Origin of the sequence: Kitasatospora sp. MAA4 (assembly GCF_029893355.1) — a bacterium.
Taxonomy (GTDB): Bacteria; Actinomycetota; Actinomycetes; order Streptomycetales; family Streptomycetaceae; genus Kitasatospora.
Genome location: NZ_JARZAI010000017.1, coordinates 77,948 through 93,246, shown reverse-complemented (window position 1 = coordinate 93,246; position 15,299 = coordinate 77,948). Strand labels below are relative to the sequence as shown.

Annotated in this window: 19 protein-coding genes and 1 tRNA gene; 14 read left to right on the top strand and 6 right to left on the bottom strand. The window is 69.5% G+C overall.

Features of this window, described 5'->3' with window-relative positions; translation table 11 throughout:
- The first annotated feature begins 14 nt into the window (after nucleotides 1-14).
- From P3T37_RS22990 to P3T37_RS22980, 4 genes are all read left to right on the top strand, one after another.
- Nucleotides 15-446 (top strand): M67 family metallopeptidase, encoded by a 432-nt coding sequence (locus tag P3T37_RS22990; protein WP_280725682.1) that lies wholly within the window; start codon nucleotides 15-17, stop codon nucleotides 444-446.
- Nucleotides 447-565: 119 nt separating this feature from the next.
- Nucleotides 566-682, top strand: coding sequence for a putative leader peptide (locus tag P3T37_RS37080; protein ID WP_348533274.1), 117 nt, complete (start codon nucleotides 566-568; stop codon nucleotides 680-682).
- 107 nt (nucleotides 683-789) lie between these two features.
- A complete protein-coding gene (locus tag P3T37_RS22985; protein WP_280725681.1) occupies nucleotides 790-1,068 on the top strand; it encodes a MoaD/ThiS family protein in 279 nt (92 codons plus the stop codon).
- Nucleotides 1,068-2,036 (top strand): cysteine synthase, encoded by a 969-nt coding sequence (locus tag P3T37_RS22980; protein WP_280725680.1) that lies wholly within the window; start codon nucleotides 1,068-1,070, stop codon nucleotides 2,034-2,036. The genes P3T37_RS22985 and P3T37_RS22980 overlap by 1 nt, the downstream gene beginning before the upstream one ends.
- Nucleotides 2,037-2,063: 27 nt before the next feature.
- Here the strand turns inward: P3T37_RS22980 and P3T37_RS22975 are convergent, their stop codons facing one another.
- The gene (locus tag P3T37_RS22975) at nucleotides 2,064-2,510 is read right to left on the bottom strand and encodes a type II toxin-antitoxin system PemK/MazF family toxin (RefSeq protein WP_280725679.1); all 447 of its coding nucleotides are present in this window, start codon (nucleotides 2,508-2,510) and stop codon (nucleotides 2,064-2,066) included.
- Nucleotides 2,511-2,683: 173 nt separating this feature from the next.
- Between P3T37_RS22975 and P3T37_RS22970 the strand changes: the two genes are divergently transcribed.
- Entirely contained in the window at nucleotides 2,684-2,878 is a 195-nt protein-coding gene (locus P3T37_RS22970) for a MerR family transcriptional regulator (protein WP_280725678.1), read from the top strand.
- Nucleotides 2,879-3,079: 201 nt separating this feature from the next.
- On the top strand, nucleotides 3,080-3,826 hold the full coding sequence (locus P3T37_RS22965; RefSeq protein WP_280725677.1) for an MBL fold metallo-hydrolase: 747 nt from the start codon (nucleotides 3,080-3,082) through the stop codon (nucleotides 3,824-3,826).
- A gap of 68 nt (nucleotides 3,827-3,894) precedes the next feature.
- On the opposite strand, the gene P3T37_RS22960 is transcribed toward P3T37_RS22965, so the two are convergent.
- Together P3T37_RS22960 and P3T37_RS22955 are read right to left on the bottom strand one after the other, a co-directional pair.
- Entirely contained in the window at nucleotides 3,895-5,169 is a 1,275-nt protein-coding gene (locus P3T37_RS22960; RefSeq protein WP_280725676.1) for a PTS transporter subunit EIIC, read from the bottom strand.
- 199 nt (nucleotides 5,170-5,368) lie between these two features.
- Entirely contained in the window at nucleotides 5,369-6,616 is a 1,248-nt protein-coding gene (locus P3T37_RS22955) for a PTS transporter subunit EIIC (protein WP_280725675.1), read from the bottom strand.
- A gap of 329 nt (nucleotides 6,617-6,945) precedes the next feature.
- Here P3T37_RS22955 and P3T37_RS22950 point away from each other — a divergent pair, with 329 nt between their 5' ends.
- From P3T37_RS22950 to rdgB, 4 genes are all read left to right on the top strand, one after another.
- Nucleotides 6,946-7,179, top strand: a complete 234-nt coding sequence (locus P3T37_RS22950) for a PTS glucose/sucrose transporter subunit IIB (protein WP_280725674.1) — start codon at nucleotides 6,946-6,948, stop codon at nucleotides 7,177-7,179.
- A 117-nt stretch (nucleotides 7,180-7,296) separates the two neighbouring features.
- Nucleotides 7,297-8,022 (top strand): ribonuclease PH, encoded by a 726-nt coding sequence (gene rph, locus P3T37_RS22945; protein WP_280725673.1) that lies wholly within the window; start codon nucleotides 7,297-7,299, stop codon nucleotides 8,020-8,022.
- Between the two features lie 160 nt (nucleotides 8,023-8,182).
- Entirely contained in the window at nucleotides 8,183-8,572 is a 390-nt protein-coding gene (locus tag P3T37_RS22940) for a hypothetical protein (RefSeq protein ID WP_280725672.1), read from the top strand.
- Between the two features lie 20 nt (nucleotides 8,573-8,592).
- The gene (gene rdgB, locus P3T37_RS22935) at nucleotides 8,593-9,204 is read left to right on the top strand and encodes an RdgB/HAM1 family non-canonical purine NTP pyrophosphatase (RefSeq protein WP_280725671.1); all 612 of its coding nucleotides are present in this window, start codon (nucleotides 8,593-8,595) and stop codon (nucleotides 9,202-9,204) included.
- Between the two features lie 56 nt (nucleotides 9,205-9,260).
- Here rdgB and P3T37_RS22930 read toward each other — a convergent pair.
- Nucleotides 9,261-9,335 (bottom strand) — tRNA-Leu (locus P3T37_RS22930).
- 68 nt (nucleotides 9,336-9,403) lie between these two features.
- Nucleotides 9,404-10,276, bottom strand: coding sequence for an HNH endonuclease signature motif containing protein (locus P3T37_RS22925; protein WP_280725670.1), 873 nt, complete (start codon nucleotides 10,274-10,276; stop codon nucleotides 9,404-9,406).
- Between the two features lie 262 nt (nucleotides 10,277-10,538).
- Between P3T37_RS22925 and P3T37_RS22920 the strand changes: the two genes are divergently transcribed.
- Genes P3T37_RS22920 through P3T37_RS22910 form a run of 3 tightly spaced genes read left to right on the top strand, consistent with a single transcriptional unit; the run spans nucleotide 10,539 to nucleotide 14,156 of the window.
- Nucleotides 10,539-11,588, top strand: a complete 1,050-nt coding sequence (locus P3T37_RS22920) for a substrate-binding domain-containing protein (protein WP_280725669.1) — start codon at nucleotides 10,539-10,541, stop codon at nucleotides 11,586-11,588.
- Nucleotides 11,589-11,598: 10 nt separating this feature from the next.
- On the top strand, nucleotides 11,599-13,134 hold the full coding sequence (locus P3T37_RS22915; protein ID WP_280725668.1) for a sugar ABC transporter ATP-binding protein: 1,536 nt from the start codon (nucleotides 11,599-11,601) through the stop codon (nucleotides 13,132-13,134).
- On the top strand, nucleotides 13,131-14,156 hold the full coding sequence (locus tag P3T37_RS22910) for an ABC transporter permease (protein WP_280725667.1): 1,026 nt from the start codon (nucleotides 13,131-13,133) through the stop codon (nucleotides 14,154-14,156). Before P3T37_RS22915 ends, P3T37_RS22910 begins: the two co-directional genes overlap by 4 nt.
- Nucleotides 14,157-14,228: 72 nt before the next feature.
- Here P3T37_RS22910 and bcp read toward each other — a convergent pair whose 3' ends face one another.
- Nucleotides 14,229-14,705 carry a thioredoxin-dependent thiol peroxidase gene (gene bcp / locus P3T37_RS22905; RefSeq protein ID WP_280725666.1) on the bottom strand — a complete coding sequence of 159 codons (477 nt, stop codon included), beginning with the start codon at nucleotides 14,703-14,705 and terminating at the stop codon, nucleotides 14,229-14,231.
- Nucleotides 14,706-14,847: 142 nt separating this feature from the next.
- Between bcp and P3T37_RS22900 the strand changes: the two genes are divergently transcribed.
- Nucleotides 14,848-15,189 (top strand): DUF3618 domain-containing protein, encoded by a 342-nt coding sequence (locus P3T37_RS22900; RefSeq protein WP_280725665.1) that lies wholly within the window; start codon nucleotides 14,848-14,850, stop codon nucleotides 15,187-15,189.
- Nucleotides 15,190-15,299: the final 110 nt, after the last annotated feature.

The window sequence follows — 15,299 nt, the reverse complement described above, 5'->3', positions numbered from 1 at the left end:
GCTATCCTGGCCGCATGCTGACCATCACCCGAGAGCTGCACGACGCGATCGTCGCCCACGCCCGTGCCGACCACCCGGACGAGGCCTGCGGAGTCGTCGCGGGCCCGGCCGGCAGCGGACGCCCCGAGCGGTTCATCCCGATGCTCAACGCGGCCCGTTCGCCGACCTTCTACGAGTTCGACTCCGCGGACCTGCTGAAGCTGTACCGCGAGATGGACGACCGGGACGAGGAGCCCGTCATCGTCTACCACTCGCACACCGCGACCGAGGCCTACCCCTCGCGCACCGACGTCAGCTACGCCTCCGAGCCGGAGGCCCACTACGTGCTGGTCTCGACGGCGGAGGGAACCGGCCCGGAGGACCCGTTCCAGTTCCGCTCGTTCCGCATCGTGGACGGCGAGATCACAGAGGAAGACGTCGAGGTCGTCGGGCCGCCCGCGCCCTGACCCCGCGGGGCCCGCCGCAGCTGCGCGGCGGGCCGGTCGATCTCAGCTCCTGACACGAAACCATCCACGCTGCGAGACGGACATGACGGAACAGGGCCGGGAATCTATACGATGAGCCCATGCGTTCCCTCGATGTGAGCACCCAGGCCCCGGGCATCCGCCTTGTGGCGCGCCTGCACATCGACCTGTGCCGGCACGCCGCGGCGATCTGTCCCGACGCCGCCGCCCTGCGCTGAGCCGCCCACCGGCGAGAGCGCGGCACGACGCCCGCAGCACCGACGCCCTTTCGCACCACCCCCCGCCGCGCCCTGCGGCCCACCACCACCTCCACAGGAGCGCAGCCATGGCCATCGAGGTCCGCATCCCGACCATCCTCCGCACCTACACCGACGGCGCCAAGGCCGTCGAGGGTAGCGCCGCCACCATCGGGGAGCTCTTCGCCGACCTCGACGTCCGCCACCCGGGCATCGCCGCCCGCCTGCTGGACGCCGGCGAGCTGCGCCGCTTCGTCAACGTCTACCTGAACGACGAGGACGTCCGCTTCCTGGACGGCATCGCCACCGCCCTCACCGACGGCGACAGCGTCACCATCCTTCCCGCCGTGGCCGGCGGATCCAAGTAATGAAGTACGACAGTCCGCTCGAAGCCGTCGGCAACACCCCGCTGGTGCGGCTGCCCCGGCTGTCCGCCGCGGTCCCCGGCAACGGGGACGGGCGGGTCGCCCTGTGGGCCAAGCTGGAGGACCGCAACCCGACCGGTTCGATCAAGGACCGTCCGGCCCTGCACATGATCGAGCGGGCCGAGGCGACCGGCCGGCTCACCCCGGGCTGCACCATCCTGGAGCCCACCAGCGGCAACACCGGCATCTCGCTCGCCATGGCGGCCAAGCTCAAGGGCTACCGGATGGTCTGCGTGATGCCGGAGAACACCAGCGAGGAGCGGCGCGAGCTGCTGCGGATGTGGGGCGCGGAGATCATCCCCTCGCCCGCCGCCGGTGGCTCCAACACGGCGGTGCGGATCGCCAAGGAGATCGCCGCCGAGCACCCCGACTGGGTGATGCTCTACCAGTACGGCAACCCCGACAACGCCGGCGCGCACTACGCGACCACCGGCCCGGAGATCCTCGCCGACCTGCCGAGCATCACCCACTTCGTGGCGGGCCTGGGCACCACCGGCACCCTGATGGGCGTCGGCCGCTTCCTGCGCGAGAAGGTCCCCGGCGTCCAGATCGTCGCCGCCGAGCCGCGCTACGACGACCTGGTCTACGGGCTGCGCAACCTCGACGAGGGCTTCGTCCCCGAGCTGTACGACGCCGAGGTGCTCACCACCCGGTTCAGCGTCGGCTCGGCCGACGCCGTCCGCCGCACCCGCGAACTGCTCGCCGAGGAGGGCATCTTCGCGGGCATCTCGACCGGCGCGATCCTGCACGCCGCGATGGGCGTCGCCCGCAAGGCCGCCGCGGCGGGGGAGCGGGCGGACGTGGTCTTCGTGGTCGCCGACGGCGGGTGGAAGTACCTCTCCACCGGCATCTACACCGCCGAGACGACGGAGGCCGCCGTCGAGGCGCTGCAGGGCCAGCTCTGGGCGTAGTACTCCAGCAGTGGATCGGGCCCGTTCTCAGTGCACGGCGCGCTGGGTGCGGGCCCAGGTCTGTGCGTCGACCGGTCCGACCCGGCGGCGGAAGTCGCTCAGCGGCACCTCGCGCAGCTCGTCCGTCTCCAGCCAGCTGGCCCGGCCCTGGTGGTCGCCGACCGTGCCGGGCGGCAGGGCCAGCACACCGGGGCGTTCCGCGTGGTGCTTGCTGGTGATCTTCACGACGGTGGCCGTCCGGCGGTCCACCCGCAGCACCAGGCAGGGCCGGTCCTTGGCGCCGGGCCCGTCCTCGAACGGGACCTCGGCCCACCAGATCTCCCGGGGCGCGGGGGAGCCGTGCGGCGCCTGGACGGTGCCGGGCCGCTCGTGGGGTCGTTGGTCGGGTCGCTCGTCGGTTCGCTGCCGGGAGCGGACGAACGCGACGGCGGCGAGGATCGCCACCACTGCCAGGACGGGAACCAGCACATTCATGTGCTGACCGTACCGGTGTGACAGTCGGGGCTTTGTCCGTTTGCTGCTTCCGCTCTGTCACGGAACGACCACGGGCCCCGTCGGGCGCCCGGGCGCCCTCGTTGTGCTGGAAAAGCTGACCTCCGCAGGTCCGAGTTCAGCCTCGGAAACCCTCGCCCGGAGGTGGCAACCAGATGAGCCCACGCAGCACGGAAGAGTGGTCCTACGCCGAGATCGCCCGCCATATCGGAGTCCAACCCGATACTGTCCGCAACTACCGACGGCACGGCCTGCTGCCGGACCCGGACTTCGTCGATGCCGACGGGCACCCCCGCTGGTATGCCGACACCGTCCGCCAGTGGGCCCGACGCCGACCCGGACAGCGCTGAATCCACCCGCCGAGACCCCCGTCACCCCTAGGCTCGCCCCCTCGCCCCGTTCTGGTGATTCCAGCCACAGCGCGGCACGGGGACGGGGGCAAAGTGCCCCTCCGCCCTTACTCTCGACACGCGAACGCAGCACTTACCCGCCGGTGCGACCCGGCGGTAACCCGCGTGCGCGCGGACCAGGATCCGGCGGAGGGGCTCGGGATGAAACTGACTGTGGTGGGGTGCTCGGGGACCTTCCCGTCCCCCGCTTCGCCGTGCTCCAGCTATCTGGTCGAGGCCGACGGCTACCGGCTCGTGCTCGACCTCGGCAACGGCGCGCTCGGCGCCCTGCAGAGCCACGTCGGCCTCTACGACGTGGACGCCGTCGTGCTCAGCCACCTGCACGCCGACCACTGCATCGATCTCCTCGCCTACTGGGTGGCCCGCAACTACCGCCAGGAGGGCTGCCCCGACCTGCTGCCGGTGTACGGCCCGCGCGACACCCCCGGCCGGCTCGCCCGCGCCTACGACATGCCCGAGCAGCCCGGGATGACCGAGGTCTTCGACTTCCGCACGCTGACCCCCGGCAGCTTCCAGCTCGGCCCGCTGACCGTCACCGCCGTCCAGGTCAACCACCCGGTCGAGGCGTACGCCTTCCGGATCGACCACGACGGCCGCTCGCTGGTCTACTCCGGCGACACGGGGGAGTGCCCCGACCTGGTGGAGCTGGCCCGCGGAACCGACCTCTTCCTGTGCGAGGCGGCCTTCACGGACGGCAAGGAGACCTTCCAGGCGATCCACCTGAACGGCCGGGAGGCGGGCGAGCACGCCGCCGCCGCAGGGGCCGGGCGCCTGGTGCTGACCCACATCCCGCCGTGGACCGACCCCGACCGCAACCTGCGCGACGCCGAGGCCGCCTACAGCGGTCCGGTCGAGGTCGCCAAGGCCGGTGCGGTGTACGAGATCTGACGCTGCGTCCTGGAACGTAGAGAGGCACCGACCCGGGCGGGTCGGTGCCTCTCGTGTGTTGACGCGGATCAGGCCTTGGTGATGTCCTCGATCTCCTCGTCGCTCTCGCGACCGGGGGTCTTGAGGTCGAACTTGGTGATCGCGAAGCGGAAGACCGCGTAGTAGATCACCGCGAAGACCAGGCCGATCGGGATGATCAGCCACGGCTTGGTCGCCAGGTGCCAGCTGAGCCCGTAGTCGATCGCACCGGCCGAGAAGTTGAAGCCGATGTGCACGCCGAGCGCCCAGGTCACGGCCATCGAGACGGCGGTGAGCACGGCGTGGATCGCGTACAGCACCGGGGCGATGAAGACGAAGGAGAACTCGATCGGCTCGGTGACGCCGGTGACGAAGGAGGTCAGCGCCAGCGACATCATCATGCCCATGACGGCCTTGCGGCGCTCCGGCTTGGCGCAGTGCGCGATGGCCAGGGCGGCGGCCGGCAGCGCGAACATCATGATCGGGAAGAAGCCCGAGGTGAACTGTCCGGCCGTCGGGTCGCCGGCGAAGAAGCGGCTGATGTCGCCGTGCACGACGGTGCCGTCGGGCTTGGTGAAGTCACCGGCCTGGAACCAGGCGTAGGAGTTGACGAACTGGTGCATGCCGACCGGCAGCAGTGCCCGGTTGACCAGGCCGAACGCGCCCGCGCCCAGCGCCCCGGCGCCGATCAGGGTGTTGTTCAGGTGGCCGATGGCGTTGCCGACCGGGCCCCAGGTGTAGGCGAAGACCACGCCGACGCCGGTGCCGACGAAGGCCATGATGATCGGGACGAGCCGGCGGCCGTTGAAGAAGCCCAGCCAGTCGACCAGCTTGGTGCGGTGGTAGCGCTGCCAGAGCACGGCGCTCAGCAGGCCGATGACCACACCGCCGAGCACGCCCGGGTCCTGGTACGTCGCCGCGACCCACTTGCCGCCGTCGATGTGCCCCTCGGTGATCGGGAACGCGGTCAGCACGTTCTTGTAGACCAGGTAGCCGACCAGGGCCGCCAGCGCCGTGGAGCCGTCGGCCTTCTTGGCGAAGCCGATGGCGATACCGACCGCGAAGAGCAGGGCCAGGTTGCCGAAGACCGCGTTGCCCGCGGTGCTGAACACCGCGGCGACCTTGTCCCAGCCCAGGCCGTCCTTGCCGAAGACGTCGTCCTGGCCCAGGCGCAGCAGGATGCCGGCGGCCGGCAGGACGGCGATGGGCAGCTGGAGGCTGCGCCCCATCTTCTGCAGACCCTGAAGGAAGCTCTGACCGTGCTTCTTCAGCGGGGAGGGGCCCGGCGACGAGGCGGGCGCCGGTGCCTGCTTGGTCGTACTCATGGGGTGGTTCCTAACGGCAGGGCGGGTCGGTCGGGGTGCGGCCTGGTCCGACACGCGAACTGGTCTACACCACTAGTGGTGTAGACCAGTTTTGTAGCACGCCCTGAGAGGCCAAGGAACCCCAGACAGCCCTGCAGGTGGGAAGCGCTATGAAATCGAAACCTTGTTGAGGATTAGCGATCTTCGAGGGTACTAGGGGTCAGGCCTTGGTGACGTCCTCGACCTCCTCCTCGGGCTCGCGCCCCGGGGTGGTCAGGTCGAACTTGGTGATCATGACGCGGAAGAGCGTGTAGTAGACCACCGCGAAGCAGAGGCCGATCGGGATGATCAGCCAGGGCTTGGTGGCCAGCGACCAGTTGATCAGGTAGTCGATCAGCCCGGCCGAGAAGCTGAAGCCGTCGTGCACCCCCAGCCCCCAGGTGACGCCCATCGACAGGCCGGTCAGCAGCGCGTGCGCCACATACAGCAGCGGCGCGACGTAGAGGAAGGAGTACTCGATCGGCTCGGTGACGCCGGTCACGAAGGAGGTCAGGGCAACCGAGATCATCAGGCCCGTCACCTCCTTCCTGCGGTGCGGCTTGGCGCAGTGCGCGATAGCCAGGGCCGCGGCCGGCAGCGCGAACATCATGATCGGGAAGAAGCCCGAGGTGAACTGGCCGGCCGTCGGGTCGCCGGCCAGGAAGCGGTTGATGTCACCGTTGAAGACCTTGCCGGCCGGGTTGGTGTAACTGCCGTACTGGAACCACATGAAGGTGTTCAGGAACTGGTGCATGCCGATCACCAGCAGTCCTCGGTTGGCCACGCCGAAGAGTCCCGAGCCGAGGGCGCCGCGCTCGCTGAGCCAGTCGCTGAAGTGCGTGAGGCCGGTGCCGACCGGCGGCCAGACCCAGAGGCAGAGCACCGCGAAGACCATGCCGACGAAGGCCATGATCATCGGGACCAGCCGGCGGCCGTTGAAGAAGCCCAGCCAGTCGACCAGCTTGGTCCGGTGGAACCGCACCCAGAACCAGGAGGCCATCAGGCCCATCAGGATGCCGCCGAACACCCCGGGGTTCTGGAAGCTCGGGGGCGTGGTCGACGGCTTCACCGGGAACTGGTGGAGGATGTTGTAGTAGACGAGGAAGCCGGCCACCGCCGCCAGCGCGGTGGATCCGTCCGCCTTCTTCGCCATGCCGATGGCGACGCCGACGCAGAAGAGCAGCGGCAGGCCGAGCGAGGAGTCCAGCAGCGCGCCACCCGCGCCGGACAGCACCTTGGCCACGTCCGGCCAGTCGGCGATCCGGCCGTCGGGGCCGAAGATGTCGGGTTGCCCCAGCCGGTTGAGGATGCCCGCCGCGGGGAGCACCGCGACGGGCAGTTGGAGGCTGCGGCCCATCTTCTGCAGACCGCCGTAGAAGGTCTGCCACCGCGCTTTCCGCTGTGGAACCGCGGTGTTCGCCGCACTCATCAGGCTCCTCGGGGGACGGGAACACCGCGGACGGCTCGCGCGTTTGGGGAGTGGGCCGACAGTGGTGTAGACCAGTTGTGGTGCATTCGCGCGTGCCGCCGGATCCGGATCCCACGCGTCCTCATCCTGTGAGGAAGATCCATAACCCGCGCGTGGAACTGGTCCGAACGTGGACTAACGTGGCGGAACGGAACGAACCGGGCGATGCTGGTCGCGCCGGATCACGACCCGGGTGGCTGAGCCCGCGTCACCGCAGCGCCACCGCACGGCACAGAGGCAGGACGGTCCCCGGCAAGGCAGCCGGTACGCCGAGACAGAGGGAGAAAGACATGGCCACCAAGGCTGAGAAGATCGTCGCCGGTCTCGGCGGTATCGCCAACATCGAGGAGATCGAGGGCTGCATCACCCGCCTGCGCACCGAGGTGGCGGACGCCTCCCTGGTCGACGAGGCCGCCCTCAAGGCCGCCGGTGCGCACGGCGTCGTCAAGATGGGCACCGCGATCCAGGTCGTCATCGGCACCGACGCCGACCCGATCGCCGGTGAGATCGAGGACATGATGTGACCCCCGATCCGACCCGTGGTGTGACGCTCGCCACGCGCTGAGCCACACCCCGACGGCCCGTCACCGCATCGCGGCGGCGGGCCGTCGGCCTGCGGGGAACGACTAGGCTCAGACGCTATGTCACGCATCGACGGCCGCACCGCCGACCAGCTCCGCCCGATCAGCATCGAGCGCAATTGGAGCAAGCACGCCGAGGGCTCAGTCCTCGTCTCGTACGGGGACACCAAGGTCCTCTGCACCGCCAGCGTCACCGAGGGCGTCCCGCGCTGGCGCAAGGGCAGCGGGGAGGGCTGGGTCACCGCCGAGTACGCCATGCTGCCCCGCGCCACCAACACCCGCGGCGACCGCGAGTCCGTCCGCGGCAAGATCGGCGGGCGCACCCACGAGATCAGCCGCCTGATCGGCCGCTCCCTGCGGGCCGTCATCGACCACCGCGCCCTCGCCGAGAACACCATCGTGCTCGACTGCGACGTCCTGCAGGCCGACGGCGGCACCCGCACCGCCGCGATCACCGGCGCGTACGTCGCGCTGGTCGACGCCGTCTCCTGGGCCCGCGAGAAGAAGCTGCTGCGCGCCAAGGGCCAGCCGATCACCGGCGGCGTCAGCGCGGTCAGCGTCGGGATCATCGACGGCGTGCCGATGCTGGACCTCCGCTACGAGGAGGACGTCCGGGCCGAGACCGACATGAACATCGTCTGCACCTCCGACGGCCGCTTCGTCGAGGTCCAGGGCACCGCCGAGGGCGCGCCCTTCGACCGCGACCTGCTCAACCAGCTGCTCGACCTGGGAACCCTCGGCTGCGCCGAGCTCGACGAGATCCAGCGCAAGGTGCTGGAGGGCTGAGCGTCCGGCAGGTGAACAGTGCGGGTTCGGCGGGCTGTACAGGCCGCCCGCCGAACCCGTACGGTTCCCCGCAGAAGCTGACGCGGGAACCGCGAGCCGGTCTGCGGCCGTCGTTCCCGGGGAAGGCTCACCGTGCCACCGCCCGTACCGGAGGACCTCGATGCCGCACAGCATCACCCGCCCCGCCACCCTCGCCGTGGCCGCGCTGATCCTCGTCCTCCCGCTCAGCGCCGTCAGTTGCTCCGCCGCCCAGAAGGCGATGGACTGCGGCAACACCGCCGTGAAGGTGGGCGGTGACCTCAGCCAGCTGAACGACGCCTACAACAACGCCGGCAACAACCCCACGGCGGCGGGCAAGGCGCTCGCGAACCTCAAGAGCGACCTCGGCAAGCTCGGCAAGAACGCGGGCAACACCGACGTCTCCAAGGCCGTCGCCGACCTCCAGACGCAGGCCGACAAGACCCAGCAGGCGATAGACGCCAAGCAGGTCCCCGACCTCGGCCCGCTCGGCGACGCGGTCGGGAACCTGACGAAGGTCTGCGCGAGCTGACGATCGATACGCTGGGGGCCATGACCACCCCCCGACGCCTCGTCCTCGCCACCCGCAACCAGCACAAGGTCGCCGAACTGCGCGCCATCCTCGCCGGCGTCGGCCTCGACGTCGAACTCGTCGGCGCCGATGCCTACCCCGAGATCCCGGACGTGGCCGAGACCGGTGTGACCTTCGCGGAGAACGCCCTGCTCAAGGCCCACGCGCTGGCCCAGGCCACCGGCCTGCCCGCGGTCGCCGACGACTCCGGCCTCTGCGTGGACGTACTCGGCGGCGCACCCGGCATCTTCTCCGCACGCTGGGCCGGCAAGCACGGCGACGACCGCGCCAACCTGGAGCTGCTGCTCGCCCAGCTCTCCGACATCGCCGCCCCGCACCGCGCCGCCCACTTCGCCTGCGCGGCCGCGTTCGCCCTCCCCGACGGCACCGAGCGCGTCGTGGAGGGACAGCTGCGAGGCGAACTGCGCACCGCCCCCGCCGGCGACGGCGGCTTCGGCTACGACCCGATCCTCCAGCCCCTGGGCGAGACCCGCACCTGCGCCGAGCTGACGGCGGACGAGAAGAACGCCATCAGCCACCGCGGCCAGGCCTTCCGCGCCCTGGCGCCGGTGGTGCGCGAGCTGCTGGGGTGAGGGGCAGTAAAAATGCCCCGGTTCGCCCTCGTTGTGAGGGTGGACCGGGGCTGTTGTGCGCCCGGTGGGATTCGAACCCACGACACTGCGGACCTAAACCGCATCCCTCTAGCCAGCTGGGGTACAGGCGCGCGCTGGGTCAGGATACCGGTTCTGCTGCGGCTGGGCGGCACGGATTTTGGCGACCTGGACTGATCAGTCAAGCGGCCTGGGCCTCCTGGGAAGCACCCTGTTGCTTGTTCCGGCCGCAGTAGGTGAGTGTGACGGAGTGGCAGTTCGGGCACAGGAATCGGAGATTGTCGGGCTGGTTGTCGAGCCAGTTGCCGTTGACGTGGTCGATCTCCAGCACCAGCTCGCAACCGTGCCACAGGTTCCCCACCCCGCACGAGGCGCAGAGGTACGGGACTCCACGGCTCTGCATTGCCCGGCGGAGCTGCACGTTCTTGACGCGTTTTGAGCCGATCGGGAGCTCGATGAGGATGTCCGCGGCGCTCTTGCGATTGCGAGGGGACTTCCCCTTGGCGTGACCCTGGCCGGAGAAGTGGCTTGTGCTGAGGCCATGGAGGGCGATGCTCTTCTTGACCAGGCGTCGCGCGGAGCCGGACTCCGCCAGATCGAGGGAGCGGATCACACCGGCGAGACTGAACTGCTCGGCCACTGCTGCCTGGAGCTCGTCCTTGGGTATCACGCCACTTGCAAAGCGGTCGGTCGCCGTCTTCCCGAACGAGAAGTGGGATGTGTCGATGCCGAATTGGGTCAGCCGCTGCTTCATGTACGAGTAGGCACTGTCGTAGGGCCGCACCCCCAGGTACAGCAGCATGGAGCTGATGCTGCAGGAGTTGGCCGCCGCCTCCGCCAGCATCTCCCGGGTGTACCTGCGGCGGCCGTAGTCAGGCCGACCGCCGTTGAAGTGCGATGTGTCGATCCCGTAGAACTTGAGCCGCCGGCTGAGGTAGCTGTGCGTGCCGCCAGCCATCGGCACGCCGAGCTTTCGCATCATGTCGTTGATGCTCTGCGACTCGGCGGCGAGGTCGGTGAGCACTTTGCGGGTGTACCTGATCTGGCTCGGCATGGTGGCCCCCTTCGCCAGTGGTAACTGATTGCCTATCACTCGAAACAGATGGTGACGGTTTGGGTATTCCCAGTGCAGCCGGGTCGGAGTGAGTGCCGATGGCGCCATGCGACCCGTTCCCGCTGGCAACGGTTCTGTTTCGACCTGTGCGGATGTGTGCGAAAGCTCTTGACGGGGGATGGCGAAAAGGGGTGTCATATCCCACATCGCGTTGGAACCTGTTTGGTTCTGATTGATTGTGAGCCGAAGGAGTCTCCCCCACATGATCACCGCGCGCACTCGCCGCCGCACTGCCGCCGCTGTCGGCCTGCTTGTCACCCTCGGTCTGACCGCCTGCTCGACCGGGCAGCAGTCGACCGCCTCGTCCGGCGGCGACACCGCCACGGTGTCCGGGAAGATCTCCATCACCTACCTGCAGAAGCAGGGGGACCAGGAGTACTTCGTCGGCGAGGCTGCCGGCGCCAAGGCCAAGGCCGCCCAGCTGGGGGTGGACCTCAAGGTGGTCAACCTCGGCAACGACGCGAACCAGACGATCAGCGACGAGCAGTCGGCCATCGCCCAGAAGAGTAACGGTCTGATCGTGGTCGTCCCCGACCCGGCCGTCGGTCCGCAGGTCGTGCAGACCGCCAAGGACGCCAAGGTGGCGCTGCTGACCTCGGACGACCAGATCTGCACCACCGGCCCGGCGCCGGCCTCCTGTGCCGCCTCCGACCTGGTTCCCCGGATCGGCTTCAGTGGTGACCAGATGGGCCAGCAGGTCGGCCAGCGGGCTGCCGAGGAGTTCAAGAAGGCGGGCTGGAACGCCGCCGACACCCGGATCATCTCCGCCTGGCAGCAGGACGTCACCGTCTGCGGTGACCGCGTGAAGGCCGCCAAGACGGCGTTCGCCGCCGGTGCGGGCGCCACCGTGCAGAACATCGACGTGGCGACCGACAACACCCCGACCGGTGCGCAGGACAAGATCGCCGCGACCATCACCGCCAACGCGGGCGTCAAGCACTGGGTGATCTGGGGCTGCAACGACGAGAACGTCCAGGGTGGCGTCACCGCGATGGACAACGCGGGCGTCACGCCCGACAACGTCATCGGCGTCGGCCTCGGTGCCTACCTGGCCTGCAAGGACTGGGGCAGCGGCAAGCCGTCCGGCATGAAGGCCGCGCTCTTCATCAACGGCAGCGACGTCGGCGCCCTGGCCGTCCAGACCATGTACGACAAGCTCAAGAACGGCAAGGCGTTCCCGCAGGAGGCCTTCGCGCCGACCACGATGGTCGACCCGACCAACTGGCAGGCCTCCGGCCTCAAGTGCAGCTGAGGAACAGGTTGTGACGACCAAACTGACGAACCCGGGCGCAGCGGTCCGGGGGCTCGGCAAGAGTTTCGGCGCCGTCCGAGCGCTGAACGGGGTGACCCTGGAGTTCCCGCCCGGGCAGGTGACAGCGCTGATGGGGGAGAACGGGGCCGGCAAGTCCACCCTGTTGAAGATCCTCACCGGTGACCACCAGCCGACCGAGGGACACGTCCTGCTGGACGGGGTCGAGGTGGCCCTGCACTCGCCGGCCCAGGCACGGGCCGCCGGGATCAGGATCATCCCGCAGGAGCCGGAGATCATCCCGCACGTCTCGGTCGCCGAGAACGTCTACGCCGGTGCGCTTCCCCGCCGTTCGGGGCGCCGGCTGGACCGTGCCGAGCTGCGTCGGCGGATCGAGGCGGATCTGGAGCGGCTCGGGTTCGCCCGGGTGCTCGACCCGGATCTGCTGGGATCCGAACTCACTCCGGCGCAGCGTCAACTGGTCGAGATCCTTCGGGCGTTGACCGGCGAGGCGAAGGTGATCGCGTTCGACGAGCCGACCTCCTCGCTCTCCGAGCAGGAAGTGGACGCGCTCTTCGCGCTGATCCGCCGCCTGCGCGATCAGGGCGTGGCGGTGATCTACGTCTCGCACCGGATGAAGGAGATCTTCCAACTCGCCGATCGGATCGCCGTGTTGCGCGACGGTGCGGTGGCCGGCGTGCTGGATGCCGGGCAGGCCGGCGAGGCCGACCTGGTGCGGCTGATGGTGGGCCGGGACCTCTCCACGATGTTCGTCCGCCAGCAGGTGGCCACCGACCGGGTGGTGCTGGACGTCAGGGACGTCACCACCGAGGACGTCAGCGGGATCAGCTTGCAGATCAGGGCCGGCGAAGTGGTCGGCCTGGCCGGGCTGATCGGCGCCGGCCGGTCCGAGCTGGCGCTCGCGCTGGCCGGTGACCGTGCGATCCTCAGTGGGAAAGTCCTCCTGGAGGGCCAGGAGTTGAGGTCGGGGCGGCCCGGAGAGGTGATCCGGGCCGGGCTCGGCCTGGCTCCCGAGGAACGCAAGGCCCAGGCGCTCTTCCTGCACCGCTCGATCCGGGACAACACCTCGCTGGTGGTGCTGGAGCGGCTGCGCCGCTGGCGGTTCGTCCGCCGGTCCGCCGAACGGGAGTTGGCGCAGGAGTACTCCGACCGGCTGCGCGTGCGCACCCCCTCGATCGAGCACGAGGTGCGCAAGCTCTCCGGCGGGAACCAGCAGAAGGTGGTGCTGGCCCGCTGGTTGGCCCGCAAGCCCAAGGTGCTGATCCTGGACGAACCGACCCGCGGCATCGACGTGGGTGCCAAGGCGGAGATCTACCAGATCATCGCGGACCTGGCGAAGGAGGGGATCGCACTGCTGGTGATCTCCTCCGAGCTGCCCGAGGTACTCGGGCTGGCCGACCGGGTCGTGGTGATGCAGAACGGCCGGATCACCGGTGAGTTGAGCCGGTCCGAAGCCACCGAGGAGCGGATCCTCTCGCTCGCGATGGCCGATGACCTGGTGTCGAGTGACGAAGGAAGGACAGCATGAGCACCACGACCGTGTCCGACACTGCTCCGGCGGTGAAGAGCCGCGGCAGGGCGGCCGAACTGCTGGCCTCGGTGGGCGGGCAGAACCTCAGCCTGATCGTCGCGTTGGCGGTGGTGCTGACGCTGTTCGGGTCGTTGAACGACAACTACCTGAGCTGGAACAACATCCAGGTGATCGCCGAGGCGGCGACCATCAGCGGCCTGCTGGCCGTCGTGCAGACCGTCGTGATCATCTGCGGCGGGCTGGACATCTCGGTCGGCTCGCAGGCCGGCCTGGCCTCGGTGGTCAGCGCTATGGCCTTCACCTCGGCGGGCGCCAACCCGATGGTCGGCATGGCGGCGGCGATCGGCGTGGGCGTGGTGATCGGCCTGCTGAACGGCGTGATCATCGTCTACGGCCGGGTGAACGCCACCATCGCCACGCTGGCCGGCCTGGCCGCCTACAAGGGCGTCGCCCAGCTGATATCCAACGGCGCGGCGCAGGGCTACGTGCTGAACAACAGCGTCTTCATCTTCCTCAGCCGCGGCAAGATCGCCGCGCTGCCGGTGATGGTGTGGCTGCTGATCGTGGTGGCGCTGGCGGTGCACGTGCTGCTGAAGTACACCGACATCGGTCGCAACATCTACGCGATCGGCGGCAACGACACGGCGGCCCGGCTGGCCGGCATCAACATCAACAAGTACCTGATCTCGGTCTACGGCCTGCTCGGCGTGGTCGCGGCGGTGGCCGGCATCCTGCTGACCGCACGGACCGGGTCGGGGCAGCCGACCTCGGGCAGCGAGGGACTGGAACTCCAGTCGATCACCGCCGCGGCGCTCGGCGGCTGCGCCCTCAAGGGCGGCAAGGGCGGTATCGGCGGCACACTGCTCGCGGTGGCGCTGCTCGGCGCACTGGAGAACGGTCTGACCGTGCAGGGCATCAACTCGTTCTGGCAGAACGTCGCCCAGGGCTCGCTGCTCGTGGTCGCCGTGGTGATCCAGCAGCGGCGCAGCGGCGAGCGGTTGGTGGGCCTGCCCGGTTGACGCTGTGTGCGGACGGCGACGGCCCCGGCCCCTGTGGGGGAGCCGGGGCCGTCGCCGTGCCGTGGCGTGCCGTCAGGAGGCTTCGACCTTGAGGTCGCGCAGCAGCTTGGCGACGTGGCCGGTGGCCTTCACGTTGTAGAGCGCGCGCTCGACCTTGCCGCTCTCGTCCACCACCACGGTGGAGCGGATCACGCCGACCACGGTCTTGCCGTAGAGGCTCTTCTCGCCGTAGGCGCCGTACGCCTCCAGGACGGCCTTGTCCTGGTCGGAGAGCAGGGTGACCTTGAGGTCCTCGGTCTCGCGGAACTTGCCGAGCTTCTCGGGCTTGTCCGGGGAGATGCCGATGACGTCGTAGCCGGCGCCCGCGAAGACCTCCAGGTTGTCGGTGAAGTCGCAGGCCTGGGTGGTGCAGCCGGGGGTCAGCGCGGCGGGGTAGAAGTAGACGATCACCTTGCGGCCGAGGTGGTCGGCGAGGGACACCTGCGTGCCGTCGGCGTCGGGCAGGGTGAAGGCGGGGGCGGTGTCCCCGGCCTGGAGGCGCTCACTCACGGTGGATCTCTCCTCGTGCTGGACTGGCGGTCGTGCCGTCGCCAACCTACCTCTGATGGTGGGTGGGACTGCGCGTGGCGGCGGTGGAGCTGACAAACTGGGCCGGAGCAGACTGCGACGCGAGCTGAGTGAGGTGGCCCTGGTGGGCGAGGGGAAGACGAAGGACAAGGCGGTGCGGACCACCGCCGAGATCGAGGCGGACATCGCCCGGACCCGGACCCAGCTGGCGGTGACCCTGGACGAGCTCGCGGTGCGCGTGCACCCGACCACGGTGGCCGCGCAGGTCCGGGCCAAGGCGCTGGCCTCGGTCGAGCAGCGGATCGGCCGGATCTACGTCGGCGCGAGCAGGGGTGTCGAGCAGCTGAAGGCCCAGTTCGTGGACGAGAAGGGCCGGCCGCGCAAGGAGCGGATCGTGCCCGCCGCACTGGTCGGCACGGGTGTGGTCCTGCTGGTGGCCTCGGCCCGCAAGCGCCGGCGCGGCTGAGCGCGCGAGTACCGTGCAGGGCCGGGAGCGCGCGGCGCACCCGGCCCTGTACGGTCGGGGGCGTGAGCGCGAACGACGAGCAGAGTAAGCAGAACAAGCGGCAGGACCAG